At 28.0% G+C, this 14,479-nt stretch carries 17 protein-coding genes; all 17 read left to right on the forward strand.

Annotated elements, in window-relative coordinates; genetic code table 11:
- The first annotated feature begins 8 nt into the window (after positions 1-8).
- The 17 genes from ACTG47_RS07180 to aroF all read left to right on the forward strand — a co-directional run bounded on the left by ACTG47_RS07180 (position 9) and on the right by aroF (position 14,283).
- Positions 9-602 (forward strand): helix-turn-helix domain-containing protein, encoded by a 594-nt coding sequence (locus ACTG47_RS07180; protein ID WP_021384219.1) that lies wholly within the window; start codon positions 9-11, stop codon positions 600-602.
- 130 nt (positions 603-732) lie between these two features.
- Positions 733-2,130, forward strand: coding sequence for a tetratricopeptide repeat protein (locus tag ACTG47_RS07185; protein WP_479926629.1), 1,398 nt, complete (start codon positions 733-735; stop codon positions 2,128-2,130).
- Between the two features lie 177 nt (positions 2,131-2,307).
- A complete protein-coding gene (locus ACTG47_RS07190) occupies positions 2,308-2,679 on the forward strand; it encodes a CidA/LrgA family protein (protein ID WP_479926630.1) in 372 nt (123 codons plus the stop codon).
- Complete coding sequence (locus ACTG47_RS07195) at positions 2,672-3,361, forward strand: LrgB family protein (protein WP_169465398.1); 690 nt, start codon at positions 2,672-2,674, stop codon at positions 3,359-3,361. The genes ACTG47_RS07190 and ACTG47_RS07195 overlap by 8 nt, the downstream gene beginning before the upstream one ends.
- A gap of 522 nt (positions 3,362-3,883) precedes the next feature.
- Complete coding sequence (locus ACTG47_RS07200; RefSeq protein WP_169465396.1) at positions 3,884-4,750, forward strand: YitT family protein; 867 nt, start codon at positions 3,884-3,886, stop codon at positions 4,748-4,750.
- A 242-nt stretch (positions 4,751-4,992) separates the two neighbouring features.
- On the forward strand, positions 4,993-5,802 hold the full coding sequence (locus ACTG47_RS07205; protein ID WP_479926631.1) for an MORN repeat-containing protein: 810 nt from the start codon (positions 4,993-4,995) through the stop codon (positions 5,800-5,802).
- Positions 5,803-5,949: 147 nt separating this feature from the next.
- Positions 5,950-7,014 (forward strand): CAP domain-containing protein, encoded by a 1,065-nt coding sequence (locus tag ACTG47_RS07210; RefSeq protein ID WP_479926632.1) that lies wholly within the window; start codon positions 5,950-5,952, stop codon positions 7,012-7,014.
- Between the two features lie 27 nt (positions 7,015-7,041).
- A complete protein-coding gene (locus ACTG47_RS07215; protein WP_479926633.1) occupies positions 7,042-7,761 on the forward strand; it encodes a polysaccharide deacetylase family protein in 720 nt (239 codons plus the stop codon).
- 23 nt (positions 7,762-7,784) lie between these two features.
- Entirely contained in the window at positions 7,785-8,369 is a 585-nt protein-coding gene (locus ACTG47_RS07220; RefSeq protein WP_054276407.1) for an anthranilate synthase component II, read from the forward strand.
- A gap of 1 nt (position 8,370) precedes the next feature.
- A complete protein-coding gene (gene pabB / locus ACTG47_RS07225) occupies positions 8,371-9,720 on the forward strand; it encodes an aminodeoxychorismate synthase component I (RefSeq protein ID WP_479926634.1) in 1,350 nt (449 codons plus the stop codon).
- Entirely contained in the window at positions 9,710-10,453 is a 744-nt protein-coding gene (locus ACTG47_RS07230; RefSeq protein ID WP_479926635.1) for an aminotransferase class IV, read from the forward strand. Before pabB ends, ACTG47_RS07230 begins: the two co-directional genes overlap by 11 nt.
- Positions 10,454-10,486: 33 nt before the next feature.
- A complete protein-coding gene (locus tag ACTG47_RS07235) occupies positions 10,487-11,188 on the forward strand; it encodes a hypothetical protein (protein WP_479926636.1) in 702 nt (233 codons plus the stop codon).
- 25 nt (positions 11,189-11,213) lie between these two features.
- Positions 11,214-11,786, forward strand: coding sequence for a GTP cyclohydrolase I FolE (gene folE, locus ACTG47_RS07240; protein WP_054269932.1), 573 nt, complete (start codon positions 11,214-11,216; stop codon positions 11,784-11,786).
- A gap of 64 nt (positions 11,787-11,850) precedes the next feature.
- Positions 11,851-12,642, forward strand: coding sequence for a dihydropteroate synthase (folP, locus tag ACTG47_RS07245; protein ID WP_169465382.1), 792 nt, complete (start codon positions 11,851-11,853; stop codon positions 12,640-12,642).
- Positions 12,643-12,652: 10 nt separating this feature from the next.
- Positions 12,653-13,018 (forward strand): dihydroneopterin aldolase, encoded by a 366-nt coding sequence (gene folB, locus ACTG47_RS07250; protein ID WP_479927072.1) that lies wholly within the window; start codon positions 12,653-12,655, stop codon positions 13,016-13,018.
- Complete coding sequence (folK, locus tag ACTG47_RS07255; RefSeq protein WP_479926637.1) at positions 13,011-13,517, forward strand: 2-amino-4-hydroxy-6-hydroxymethyldihydropteridine diphosphokinase; 507 nt, start codon at positions 13,011-13,013, stop codon at positions 13,515-13,517. Before folB ends, folK begins: the two co-directional genes overlap by 8 nt.
- Positions 13,498-14,283 carry a 3-deoxy-7-phosphoheptulonate synthase gene (gene aroF / locus ACTG47_RS07260; RefSeq protein WP_169465378.1) on the forward strand — a complete coding sequence of 262 codons (786 nt, stop codon included), beginning with the start codon at positions 13,498-13,500 and terminating at the stop codon, positions 14,281-14,283. The genes folK and aroF overlap by 20 nt, the downstream gene beginning before the upstream one ends.
- The last annotated feature ends 196 nt before the right edge of the window (positions 14,284-14,479 follow it).

The following is a 14,479-nucleotide window of genomic DNA, read 5'->3' on the forward strand; positions in this document are numbered from 1 at the left end:
GGATTACTTTGAATTTAAATAATATAACGAATTACGTTCAAAGTATTTGCGAGAATATTTCTAATGTGTTGGATGTAGATGTTACTTTAGTTACAAAAGATTTAACTAGGATAGCAGGTACAGGAATATTCAGAGGTAAAATAGGAGAGACAATCTCAGAGAAATCAGTATACTCTCTTGTTTTAAAAGATGGAAAATCCTATGTTATAAATAAGGAAATAGAAGAGAACTGTAATAAATGTGCAAATAGAGAAAATTGTAAAGAGTTAGCCGATATATGTACTCCTGTTAAAATGGGAGAACATATACTTGGAATTTTGGGTATAGCTGCATTTAATGAAGAGCAAAAGGAGAAAATACTTTCAAAAGACAAGGAGCTAACTGCTTTTATAAGAAGTATGTCTGACTTAATATCTTTTAAATTAGATGAATTATATAAACAAGAGGTTAAGACCATGGATGACCTTGAGAGGGAAGCTATAGAAAAGGCTATAAAAAAATATGGAAGTAACACAGAAGGTATGAAAAAGGTAGCTGAAGCTTTAAATATAGGTATAGCTACACTGTATAGAAAAGTAAAAAAATTTAACATTAAAAGTTAGCAATATTGGAAAAAAGGTAACCTTTTCACAAGAAGAAGAGGATTACCTTTTTTATTATGAGGATAATGGCAAAATATGTATAGTTTTGACTTGACATATTAAATATGTTATCTTAAATATATATTTTAGAGTGGAGGTGAGTATTATTTTAGTTAAAGATATAAAACAGGACATAGAAAACATGCCTAGAAAAATTTTAGATATATCTTTGATAGAAGATAATAAAAGTGATTTGACTTTTTTTAACATAGAAGAAGAAGATGGTGATGAGACACTAAAAGCATTAAAACAAAGTTATGTGACTACAAATTATAAAGAAGAGACACTATTGAACTTACAAGGAGCTTTAAATTCAAAGTCAGACACAACATCAAAGGAATTAAAATTAGAATCATACAAAAGGTATAATAATGCACTAGATTTGGCATATAAGAACTATATAACTAGTGCTATTAATATGGTGAATAAAGCTTTAGAAATAAATCCTAAAGATATTGATATACTAAATCTTAGAGGGCTTTTAAAGTTGTTAAAATGTGACTTTGCTAAGTCATTTGAGAGCTTTTATACTGCTTTATGTTATGAAAATAATCATATATCGAGAAAATATGTAAATCTAATTTCATCTGAAGATTTTAAAACATTTTTAGGAAGATACAATCATTCTATAAGATTTATAAATGAAGAATTAAATTATGAGTCAATACATATTTTGGAGAATATAATTGAGGAAGAGTCTGAACTGATAGAACCATATGTAATTTTATCTTTATTGTATGATAAACTAGGCAATGTAAAGAAGAGAGAAGGATATTTAGATAAACTTAAAGAGTTAGATAAAGATAATCCAGTATTTGAAAAAGATAAGGAAGAAAAAGAAGATACTAATAAAAAGGAAGAAGTAAAAAAAGTTAAAAAGAAGAAAAATATTTTACCATATATTATAGTTGTTTGTGTTTTAATAGGTATGGGTGTATATTTAATTCAAAGCAAAAAGAGAATAGAAAACTTAAATAATCAAATAAGTAGTAAAGATGAAAAGCTAAATGAAACTGATAAAAAGCTAGGAGAAACAAGTGAAAAATTAGAAAAAACAAATAAAGAATTAAGTGAAGCTAAAAATAAAGAACCAGAAAGAGATATAACTGTAGCTGATGAGGAAGATTTATACTATCAAGCTCTAGAGTTAAAGAAAAATAAGGACTATGAAAAAGCTATAGATAATTTTAAAAGTGTAGTTTCTTCTGGGAAAACTAAAAAATATATTTCTGAATCAATATATCAATTAGCAATAACAAATAAACTATTAGGAAATAAAGATGAAGCTATAAAATATTATAAAAAATATATAAATACTTATACTAAACATGACCAGTATTATGATGATTCATATTATGAGTTAGGTATGCTTTATTATGACAATGGTGATTTAAAAAATGCACAACAAACTTTTTATAGTTTAAGAAGTGAAGTTCCAGACAGTATGTATAACAATTCAAAAATAAAAGAGATTTTAAGTGAAAAATAGGCTTATATAGTTAAGTTTTTTGAAACAACCAAGTATGTATTTTATTAAATTAAAATAAAAATAAATTTAAAAGAGATTGTATCAAATTATAACTTTCTATTTGAAGAAAGATATTTGCTTGTTGAAAAAACTACAAATATGATTTGAAGCAATCTCTTTAGTTTTTGGAGGTGGAAAATGAAAGTTTTCAATCAGTTGGTAATAATTTTATGTATATGGGTCATAGGAGAGTATATAAGTTCCTTTATACAAGGAATTATACTTATTCCTGGGAGTATAGTTGGGATGCTATTATTATTCTTGCTACTACAATTTAAAGTATTAGATTTGAGTAGTATAGAAAATATAAGTGGGTTTTTCCTTGACAATATGGCTGTATTCTTTATCCCAGCAGGGGTGTCACTTATAAAATCATTAGACCTGATAAAGGAAAATGTATTAGTGCTTTTGTTAGTTATATGTTTAAGCACACTAATAGTAATGTATGTTACTGGAGTTATAGTGGAAAAAATGATAAAAAAGAAGGAAGAAGGACAAAAAGATGTATAATGTATTACAAACGCCAGTATTTGGTATAATAGTAACAATAGTATTTTTTAATTTAGGGAGATATATCCAACGAAAAACAAGCAATCCTATATGTAATCCCATGTTAATTGCAATCGTAGGAATAATAGTGTTTTTAAGCATAACTAAAATTCCTTATGAGAACTACAAGATAGGAGCAGATAGTATAAATTTCTTTCTAGGTCCTGTTACAGTAGTACTTGCAGTTCCACTTTATAAGCAATTTGAATTATTTAAAAAGCATATGGTTGAAATTATTGTAGGTATAGGGTGTGGGATAGTAATTTCTTTTGTATCTGTATTGATAATTGGTAAGATAGCTAATTCAGATGTAAGTATTATAAACTCTTTAATTCCAAAATCTATAACAACACCAATGGGAATATCTTTAGCAAATTCTTTAAATGGTATAGAATCAATAACAGTTGTGGCTATAATTTTTACAGGTATCTTTGGTGGAATGGTTGCTTCTACAGTATTTAAACTTGGAAATATAAATCATCCAGTTGCTAAAGGAATTGCACTTGGAACGTCTGCACATGCTCTAGGAACTACAAAAGCTTTTGAACTTGGAGAAGTGGAAGGAGCTATGAGTGGTGTTTCTATTGGGGTATCTGGTACAATTACAGTAATATTAATTCCAATTATAATGAATTTTATATAAGAATAAAATTAAAATTGGTATTTTGGATACTTAAAACAAAATAAAATAAAAAAATTTTAAAATAAAAAGTGAATGAAAAAAATGCAAATAATGAAATAAAAAAATCATATACTGAAACTGTAAAAACAAAAATTTCATTTAGCAATTAATTATGAACAGTTAATTATTAAATTTGAATTTGCTAAGACAAGATAAATTACTGTAAAAATAGATATTTAGAAAAAAATACTATAAATTTACTATATTGCAAGTTAAATAATAAATAGTATCATATTGTGCTAGAAGAATTTTCATTTAAAGCATAAATGAGATGGTTTGAACGTTTTTAAAGACTGAAATATAAAAAATTGCACTAGACATATATGAAAAAGATACTATAATAGATGATGTAATAGATGACAGTTCAAGAAATTATATAAAAATTTATTTGAAATATTATCTATTACATCAGGAATAATATAATATATGTAAAAATAAGTTTTTAAAATTCTAAAGATTTAGAAAGATTGAAGGGAGAAAGAAATGAGTGAAGTTAAGAATACCCTACAAAAACATCCAGCTTTAAGATATTTAACAATGTTATTTGGGATGTTGATGACATCTATAGGTATAAATGGGTTCTTAAGACCAGCACATCTGCTTAGTGGAGGTGCTACAGGTATAGCAACATCTATAAACTATTTGACAAATATAAATGTGGGTCTATTAACATTTTTAATCAATGTTCCAATATTTATTTTAGGGTTCATATACCTTGAAAAAGAGTTTTGTATTTCAAGTTTAGTAAATATGATTGTATTTTCATTATTATTAGGAGCAACTCAGGAAATAAGCCAGATTATACCTATACATGATATATTACTTCAAAGTGTATATGGTGGGATACTATCTGGTTTAGGTGTTGGGGTTGTATTTAGAACTAGGTCTTCCCAAGGTGGTACAGACATAATAGCTGCAATACTAAAAATTAAGAAGAATATAGAAATGAAAGATACTGCTTTAGCGATAAATGGCTTAATAGTACTTACAGGAAGTTTTTTATTTGGATTAGATTTAGCATTATATACTCTTATAGGGTTATTTCTAAATGCGTATTCAATGAGCTTCATTAAAGATGCAATGAATTATCAAAAATCTGTTATGGTAATGTCAAATGAAGTCGATTTAATAGCAGAAGACATAATGAAGAGTTTAGTTAGAGGTGTAACTTTTTTAGATGCAGAAGGTGCATATACTCATCAAAAAAAGAAAATTATATATACAATAGTTTCATCAAATGAGATACCAAAGATAAAAGATATAGCTTTGAAATATGATAAAAAAGCTTTTATATCTGTAAATGATGTTACAGAAGTAAAAGGAAGAGGATTTAAAGCAAAAGATTTATAGGAAATTTTATAGGCTGAGAGTTTATAATATGAATTTATATATTATAGCTCTGAGCCTATTTAAATTTAATAGGTGGAAGATAAAGGTTTTATTAATGATTTGTGTATCACTTTAAAAGATGCTATTTTAAAATTAAAATTGAAAAAATTACTTAATATGTAGAAAACATGACCACTATTAGGATATAATAAATTTAATGGATTTAGTAAAATATCTAGTAATAACGTTGGAGGAATGGCATTATGAATTTATCTAAAGAATATGTTAATTTGTATGATAATTATTTGAAATATATAAATGAAGTAAATAAAGAGATTAAAAGTATAAAGAACATGAAGAAACGTGTTTTAAAAAAGGGGGATTTTGCGCCAGAAGATGAAGTATTGGAATTAGAAGGAAAAACAATTCGTGATATAGATGAAGTAGATACAAAAAAACCAAAAAATAAAATATATAAGTTCTCAAATGGAGATATATATGTGGGTAAATTTCTGGAAGGAAAGATGGAAGGTCAAGGCTCCTATACTTTTTTTGTAGATGAAGGAACTGAAATGGAGTACATAGGAGAGTTCAAACAAGATAAAAAAAATGGAAAAGGAAGCTTTATATTTTCAAATGGAAATGAATATATAGGTAATTTTGAAGAAGATACAATGAATGGTATTGGAAATATGCTCTATAATAGTAAAGATGAGTATATTGGAACTTGGAAAAATGGTAAGAAGGATGGAAAAGGTATTTACAAGTGGAATGATGGATGTATATATGCAGGTGAATTTATAGGTGGAAAGATGGAAGGGTATGGTATTTGTTATGATAGTAAAGGTGAAATACTCTATGAAGGAGAATGGAAGAACAATTTGATTCATGGTAAAGGGACTTATATATGGGAAAAAGGTAAGAAATATGTAGGTGAATTTATGCATGGAAAAAAACATGGGCAAGGTACTTTTTATCTAAACAATGAATTGGTTTATGAAGGTACTTGGAAATTTGATAAACCATCCATTTTTGATAGAACATTAGATGAAATATTTTCTTTAAGACTGTAGCTTTATCTATTAGTAGGTAAAGCTTTTTTATAATACTTACTAAATTTGAATATGCATGAATACTATTGATTAGTATATATCATCAATATTAATGAAATAAACATAACCTTAAAAAATTTTAATTCGATTTTATGAAGGAGGGATATATTGAAAAAATTAATTGCTTTAGTGTTAGTAATACTTATTGTTTTATTTTATAGTCCTGAATTATTAGAGGAAGTATATGACTTAAGAGAAAAAATTTCTCAAAGTGAAATATGGAATGAATTTTTAGACAAGATAAATGTAAGTGGAGATTTCAAGAAAGATAAAAAAGAAAAAAATCAAAATTTACAATCCAATAATACTGAAAATGAAAATTTAGGAGAATCAGATATAAAAAAATTTGAAAAAATAAGTTTAGGAGACAATTTAAATCAAGTTTTATCAAGTATTGGTAAACCTGGTAGAATTGATACTAGTGAATATGGCTTTGATTGGTATGTATATAATCAATATGGAAAAGAATTTGCAATGGTTGGTGTTGAAAATAACGAAGTAGTAGCACTTTATAGTAATTCTATGAATTCATGTGAAAACCAAGATATAAAAATAAATCAAGATAGGCAAACAGTAAGAACTAAGATTACACCATTAAAATATAAGAGAAAAGGAAATACTAGATATATAATAAACTCAGAAAATCAATATGATATAATAAGTAAAGAAGGCAAGTATATTACAATTTTCTACGATATTCATGAAAAAAATAGAGTTTGTTCATATTTAATAATTGATAGAAGTACTGAAGATGAGTTTAAAGAATTATATCCAGATGATAGAGAATCGCTCAAAAAATGTTTTGAACTTGAAGTTATAGACCTTGTAAATAGTGTTAGAAATCAAAGAAGTTTAAATTCATTAATGTACAGCGAACAAGCTACTTTGAGCTCAAGAAAGCATAGTGAAGATATGAGAGCTAATAATTTTTTTGACCATATAAATAAGAATAATGAAACTCCATTTGATAGAATGAAAAGAGAAGGAATAGTATATACTTCGGCTGGGGAAAACATAGCAGCAGGACAAATTAATGCAATATATGCACATGAAGCTTGGATGAATTCTGAAGGTCATAGAAAAAATATTTTGGGGAATTATAATAATATTGGAGTTGGAGTAATATTTGGAGGAAGCTATAAAACATATTACACTCAAAATTTTTATAAATAACTAAAATATTTGAAAGGAAGTTTAGAGATGACACCATGGAGAAAAAGGACAGTATATAAGTGTTTAGTAGTAATAGTCTTGTTTTGCGGAATAATACTAATATCTAATTTTAGTAAAGTTTCTGCTTTGATGACAGATACTAGTGGAAATGTTTTAATTAAGCATGGTTCAAGGGAAAAAAAGTTAATAGCAATTACATTTGATGATGGACCACATCCAAAAGAAACTAGCCAAGTTTTAGATGTATTAAAGAAATACAATGTAAAAGCTACTTTTTTTATAGCTGGGAAGCATGCACAATGGTATAAAGAACCATTGGTGAGAGCAAGTAAGGAAGGTCATGAAATAGGAAATCACACTTTTAATCATCCGGATATAAGTAATTTAAGTTCTAATCAGATAGAAGAGGAGATTGTTAAGTGTGAAGATATTTTAAAGGAAGTGACTGGAAAGAAACCTACACTATTTAGACCACCATTTGGAAGTTATAGAGAAAAAGACTTACTAGAAATTGCAAAAAAGCATGATTATAAAGTTGTTCTATGGACAGGTGTAGATGTGAAGGACTGGAAAAATCCTGGAGCTAATAGTATTGCAGATAAAATAATTAATAAAGTACAAAATGGAGATATAATACTTTTACATGATTATGCAACTAATGATACAGTTGAAGCTTTAGATATGTTTATCCCCAAAATGATGGAAAAAGGTTTTAAATTCGTAACAGTTTCTGAATTAATAAAATAATTTTTAGGGGGGAGATTTATAGTATGATTTTAATGATAGACAATTATGATTCTTTTGTGTATAACCTAGTGCAGTACATAGAAGAATTAGGGGAAATAGTCGTAGTAAAGAGAAATAATGAAATTAAAATAAGTGATATTGAAGAACTTAATCCAGAGGTAATTGTGTTATCTCCAGGGCCATGTTCTCCAAAAGAAGCTGGTGTTTGCATAGATATTGTTGACTATTTTAAAGGGAAAAAGCCTATACTAGGAATTTGTTTGGGGCACCAAACTATTGGCCATGTTTTTGGAGGAGATATTATAAAGGCACAACAACCTGTTCATGGAAAGGTGCATAGTATAAACCATATTAATAAAGGGGTTTTTAGTGGACTTAAGAATCCTTTAAATGTAACTAGATATCATTCACTAATAATTGATTCTAATAAAGTTCCTGAAGAACTAGAGGTTACAGCAACAACTGATAAAGGGGAAATAATGGGAATTAGACATAAGAAATACCTAATAGAAGGAGTGCAATTTCATCCAGAAGCTATTTTATCAGAGTATGGTCATGAGATGCTGAAAAACTTTATAACAGAAGCTAGAGAAAGGATACATATGTAATATGATAAGAGAAATAAACACTAAACTTAATTCTTTTGAGATATTTACTATTTTTAGAAATGAACATAACAGTTTTATATTGGATAGTGCTATGGATAAAAAAAAATTGGGAAGATATTCTTTTATAAGTAGCCAGCCATTTAAGATATTAAAGTATAAAGATACTGATGAAAATCCATTAGAATTTTTAAAAGAAGAACTAAATAGATATAGAGTTGTAAATGATACTGACCTTCCATTTATAGGAGGAGCAGTAGGATATTTGTCTTATGACTTAGGTAATTATATGGAAGAATTGCCTAGAAGTGCTATAGATGATATTGGGATGCCTGATATGTATTTTGGCTTTTATAATCATGTAATAGTTGTAGACCATCTTATGGAAAAAACTTACATAGCTACTCCAAATATAGATATGAAGTTAGAAGAAAATATAATTGATGACATAGAACAAAAAATATTAAAAGAAGAAGAAAAAGGCATAGATAATATATGCTATCAAGAAAAAGAAGTAAAATCTATAAGGCTTAAATCTAATTTTACAAAGGAAGAATTTAAAAATGCAGTTCAAAATGTTAGAGAGTACATAAGGCAAGGAGATATATACCAAGCGAATTTAACACAAAGATTTAGTGGAGAAACAGAACTTACAAGCTTTGAACTATATAGGGATTTAAGAAGATTTAGCCCAGCACCATTTGGAGCATTTTTAAACTTTGAAGATGTACATATATTATCAAACTCTCCAGAAAGATTTATAAGATGTATTGATAAAAAAATAGAAACTAGACCAATAAAAGGTACTCGTCCAAGAGGCAAAGATGAGGAAGAAGATTTAAAGCTTCAACAAGAGCTTAAAAATAGTGAAAAAGATAGAGCCGAGTTACTTATGATAGTGGACTTAGAAAGAAATGATATTGGTAGAATATCTAAGACTGGAAGTGTAAAGGTTCCAGAACTATTTGTAATTGAACCATATGCAAATGTGAATCACTTAGTTTCAACAGTTGTAGGTGAGTTAAAAGACAATAAGGATGCTACTGATATAATAAAAGCTACTTTTCCAGGTGGTTCTATAACAGGAGCACCTAAGATTAGAGCAATGGAAATTATAGATGAATTGGAGCCAACACAAAGAAGTGTATATACTGGTTCAATAGGTTATATAGGTTTTAATGGTGATATGGATTTTAACATAGCAATTAGAACAATAATCAAAGATGATAAAAAAGTTTATTTCCAAGTTGGAGGAGGAATGACTTGGGATTCTAATCCAGATGAAGAGTATCAAGAAACAATGGATAAAGCAAAATCTATAATGAAGGCTTTGAGGGGATATTATGAAGAATAATATAGGTTTTGATAGTAGTTTAAGTAAGTTCGGAATTGGATTATTTGAAACTATTAAAGTTGAGAATGGCGTAGCAATAGATTTAAATATTCATATAGAAAGAATGCTTAATTCGATAAGATGTTTGGAATTAGATATAAACTATGAAAAAGACTTCTTGATAAATCAAATTAATACATATATAAAAAAAGAAACTATTGTTGATAAAGCACTTAGAATTACTGTTTTTGATGAAGGTTATAATATATCTATTAGAGATATTCCATATAATCAAGATACATATGAAAAGGGCTTTAGATTGACTATCTCACCAATAGTTAGAGGTGATAGTTTTATTCATAGACATAAAACCACAAATTATTTTGAAAATATATATACCAAAAATTGTGCAAATAAGGATGGTTATAATGATGGTATATTTGTAAATTCAGCTGGTGTAATCTTAGAATGTTCTATGAGTAATATATTTTTTATAAAAGGAGAAAGAGTATACACTCCTAGTGGTAAATTACCAATATTAAATGGAATAATAAAAAAGAGGATTATAAATATTTGTGACGAATTACATATAGAGTTGGTAGAAAATGAAATTAATACATCAGAAATTAGTAGTTTTGATTTTGTTTTTGTCACAAATAGTCTTATGGGAGCTATGAAAGTTACAGAAATTGACAAAATAAAATTTGATGAAGAAAATAGTATTTTTGATAAAATAGTAGGATTTTTAAAATAAATTAAAATATTAACAATTTGTTGGAGATAAGAAATGATAAGTTGTGTTTATAAGGTATATAGTGAAGAGATAACAAAGATAATAGAAAATCCAAATACTTTAGCAGTATTTTTGGTTGGTTCTACTAAAGATTTAGATTTTACTCTTCATAATGTAGAAATAAATGATATTGATATATTCGTTTTTGTAAAAAAAGGGGAAAAGCAAGAGCGAGTGCTGTTTGAAAAACAGGGAATAGAATTTGACATAAACTACTTTTCAAGAGAGGGTGTAAAAAAATTATTATTAGATAGAGAGTATTTCTTTATTAAAGAGATGAAGGATGCTAAAGTGCTATTTGATAAGGAGCATACATCAAAGAGTATAAAAGATATAAGTAGAGATATTTACCTAAAAGGGCCTAATAAAATGTCGCTGGAAGAAAAGTCTTTTTTAAAACAAGATATTGGAGGAAAAATATCAAATTTAAAAAGTAAAGAAAAATTTGATGTTTTTGAATATCATTTTTTGACGAATTTATATTTAAAAGATATAATAATTGGGTACTTTAATATAAATGATAATTGGGTGCCAAAAGATAAAAAATTGCTAAAAGTTTTGGAAAAAGAAAATAATGAGCTTTTTGAACTAGTATCAAAGGTAAGTGAAAATTATGATTATCAAAAACTTTTAGATGTTTATAATTATATTTTTAAAGAAATTGAGACAAAAGAGATTATAAAACTAATCTTCTAGTCACAAATCAATGGGGGGAGTTTAAATGAATAAAGTTGATAAAGAAAAGATACAACATGCAGTAAGAGAAATATTAGAGGCAATTGGGGAAGACCCAGATAGAGAAGGGCTAATCGAGACTCCAAATAGAGTTGCTAGAATGTATGAAGAGATATTTTCTGGTCTTACTGAAGAACCAAGAGACCATTTAAAAGTTCTTTTTGCAGATGAGAAACATGAAGAATTAGTATTGGTAAAAGATATTCCATTTTATTCTTGTTGTGAACATCACTTAGTTCCTTTTTTTGGAAAAGCTCATATTGCTTATTTACCAAAAGGAGGAAGACTTACAGGTCTTTCTAAACTTGCTAGAGTAATAGATACATTAGCAAAAAGACCACAATTACAAGAAAGAATTACTAAAAATGCTGCAGATATAATAATGGAAGAGTTACAACCTTATGGTGTTTTAGTTGTAGTGGAAGCAGAGCATATGTGTATGACAATGAGAGGTGTGAAAAAGCCAGGTTCAAAAACTGTTACATCAGCAGTAAGAGGTATATTTGAAAAGGACATTGCATCTAGAGCTGAGGCTATGAGTCTGATTACTATGAAGTAGTAATTACTGTAGAGATAATCATTTATCGAGATATAAAATTTAATTTAAGGGAGTGTCAGTAATTGTGTTTGATTATGGTAAAAGAACTTATATAATGGGAATATTAAATGTAACTCCAGATAGTTTCTCGGATGGAGGAGATTTTAATAACTTAGATATAGCAATAAAACACGCAAAAGATATGGTTGACCAAGGTGCTGATATAATAGACTTAGGAGGAGAATCTACACGTCCAGGTCATAGTTATGTAGACTCAGATGAAGAACTAAGAAGAGTAATCCCTGTAATAAAAAAACTTAAACAAGAATTAGACATACCAATATCAATAGATACTTATAAGGCAGATGTTGCAGAAGAAGCACTAAAATTAGGTGTTACTATGGTAAATGATGTTTGGGGTCTTAGGAAAGATAAAAATATGGCTTCTGTAATAGGTAAATATGATGCAGAAGTATGTATAATGCACAATCAAGATGGGACAAACTATGATAAAGATATAATGGAGTCAATAAAAGATTTTTTTGAAGAAAGTATAGAGATGGCAATTAGTTGCGGAGTAAAAAAAGAAAAAATAGTACTTGACCCAGGAATAGGATTTGGTAAGGATTTTGAGCAGAATATTGAAGTATTAAGAAGATTAGGTGAATTAAAAGACTTAAGATATCCTATTTTACTTGGTACATCTAGAAAATCGGTAATAGGAAAAGTACTTCCAGTTGAACCAAAAAAAAGATTAGAAGGTACAATAGCTACTACTGTACTTGGCATAAGAGATGGTGTAGATATAGTTAGAGTACATGATGTTTATGAAAACTTAATGGCAGCTAGAATGACTGATGCAATATATAGAAAGTAGGTATAATATAATGGATAAAATATTACTTAGTAATCTGGGATTCTATGGATATCATGGTGTGCTTAAAGAAGAAAATTTTCTAGGTCAGAAATTTTTTGTCGACATGGAACTTTATGTTGATTCAAGAGAGGCTGGACTTAGTGATGATATAAATAAGTCTGTAAACTATGCTGAAGTTTATAGCGTTGTTAAGGATATCACTGAAAATAAACAATTTAATCTTTTGGAAGCTTTAGCAGAAAATATTGCTGAAGAGGTATTAAATAAATTTATGCTTGTAAGTGGAGTTATGGTTAGGGTTAGAAAACCTGAAGCTCCTGTGAATGGTATTTATGACTATTTTGGTGTTGAGATAAGGAGAACAAGAGATGAATAAGGCTTATTTGGGAATAGGTACTAATGTGGGTGATAGATTTAATAATTTATCAGAGGCTTGTGAGCTTTTAAGAAATAGTGATTTTATATATAGTGTAAAAGAATCAAGCTTGTATGAAACAAAACCATGGGGATATACAAAACAAGCAGATTTTCTAAATATGTGTGTAGAAATAGAAACAGAGTTTGAACCATATGAGTTGTTAGAATATTGTCAAAAGATAGAGAAAGAACTACACAGAGAGAGAATAGTACATTGGGGACCAAGAACTATAGATGTAGATATACTATTTTTTAATGATGTAGTTTCTACAGATGAAAAACTACTAATACCTCATCCAAGGATTCAAGACAGAGCTTTCGTTTTGATACCACTTATGGATTTAAATGAAGAACTTCTAATAAATGAAAAATCAATAAAGGAACATTTAAACCTCCTATCTGCTGAAGAAAGAGAAGAAGTAAAGGAGCTTGTAGGTTATGAAAGAAAACCTATTTAATGGTAATTCAAAGATAAAGATAAATACAAATAATAGAGATATAGTTGTAAAAAAAGACAAACTTATAATAGCTGGACCATGTGCAATAGAGAGTTATGAACAACTTTTAATGACTGCTAAATTTGTAAAAAGTCATGGTGCGAATATTTTAAGGGGTGGAGCATATAAGCCAAGAACATCACCAAACTCATTTCAAGGATTAAAAAAAGAAGGTCTTGAGATATTGAAAGCAGTTAAAGAAGAGGTTGGTATAGCTGTTATTACAGAGCTTATGGATGTAAGAGACATAGATGAACTATATAGTATAAGTGATATAATTCAAATTGGCTCAAGAAATATGCAAAACTTCACACTTTTAAGTGAAGTAGGAAAACAAAGCAAACCTGTTATGTTAAAAAGAGGAATAGCATCGACAATTACTGAATGGATAGGTGCTGCGGAATATATAGCAATAGAAGGAAATAGTAATATTATAATGTGTGAGAGAGGTATAAGAACATATAATGATTATACTAGAAATACATTAGATTTAGCTGCTGTACCGATTATTCAAAAAGAGACAGGTCTTCCTGTTGTTGTAGACCCAAGTCATGCTACTGGAATTAGATACTTGATAAAACCTATGTCAATGGCATCACTTGCATGTGGAGCTGATGGAATAATGGTAGAAGTGCACCCTAACCCAGAAAATGCTCTATCAGATGGTGCTCAATCTCTTTGCTTTAATGAGTTTGAAGATTTAATGGAATCAATTAAGAATTATTAAAAAGAGGCAAAAGCCTCTTTTTTATTCGTAATGGTTATTGATATGGATTTATAGGTTATATATAATTTAATAGTTAGACTATTTGATGTAAATAAAGACTTAATATTGATATAATTAATATAAAAAATAAAAATTTTTTGATTAATAAGAAGGATATCAATAAAAAAAGTCGAATTCTGTATATTGAGTGATTGAC

The sequence above is a fragment of the Clostridioides sp. LIBA-6622 genome (assembly GCF_056716095.1).

Excerpts from the sequence above, each read along its gene's own strand:
- ACTG47_RS07190 (WP_479926630.1), top strand. The coding sequence starts at position 2,308 with ATGAAAGTTTTCAATCAGTTGGTAATAATTTTATGTATATGGGTCATA.
- ACTG47_RS07195 (WP_169465398.1), top strand. The coding sequence starts at position 2,672 with ATGTATAATGTATTACAAACGCCAGTATTTGGTATAATAGTAACAATA.
- ACTG47_RS07200 (WP_169465396.1), top strand. The coding sequence starts at position 3,884 with ATGAGTGAAGTTAAGAATACCCTACAAAAACATCCAGCTTTAAGATAT.
- ACTG47_RS07205 (WP_479926631.1), top strand. The coding sequence starts at position 4,993 with ATGAATTTATCTAAAGAATATGTTAATTTGTATGATAATTATTTGAAA.
- ACTG47_RS07215 (WP_479926633.1), top strand. The coding sequence starts at position 7,042 with ATGACACCATGGAGAAAAAGGACAGTATATAAGTGTTTAGTAGTAATA.
- ACTG47_RS07220 (WP_054276407.1), top strand. The coding sequence starts at position 7,785 with ATGATTTTAATGATAGACAATTATGATTCTTTTGTGTATAACCTAGTG.
- pabB (WP_479926634.1), top strand. The coding sequence starts at position 8,371 with ATGATAAGAGAAATAAACACTAAACTTAATTCTTTTGAGATATTTACT.
- ACTG47_RS07230 (WP_479926635.1), top strand. The coding sequence starts at position 9,710 with ATGAAGAATAATATAGGTTTTGATAGTAGTTTAAGTAAGTTCGGAATT.
- ACTG47_RS07235 (WP_479926636.1), top strand. The coding sequence starts at position 10,487 with ATGATAAGTTGTGTTTATAAGGTATATAGTGAAGAGATAACAAAGATA.
- folE (WP_054269932.1), top strand. The coding sequence starts at position 11,214 with ATGAATAAAGTTGATAAAGAAAAGATACAACATGCAGTAAGAGAAATA.
- folB (WP_479927072.1), top strand. The coding sequence starts at position 12,653 with ATGGATAAAATATTACTTAGTAATCTGGGATTCTATGGATATCATGGT.
- folK (WP_479926637.1), top strand. The coding sequence starts at position 13,011 with ATGAATAAGGCTTATTTGGGAATAGGTACTAATGTGGGTGATAGATTT.
- aroF (WP_169465378.1), top strand. The coding sequence starts at position 13,498 with ATGAAAGAAAACCTATTTAATGGTAATTCAAAGATAAAGATAAATACA.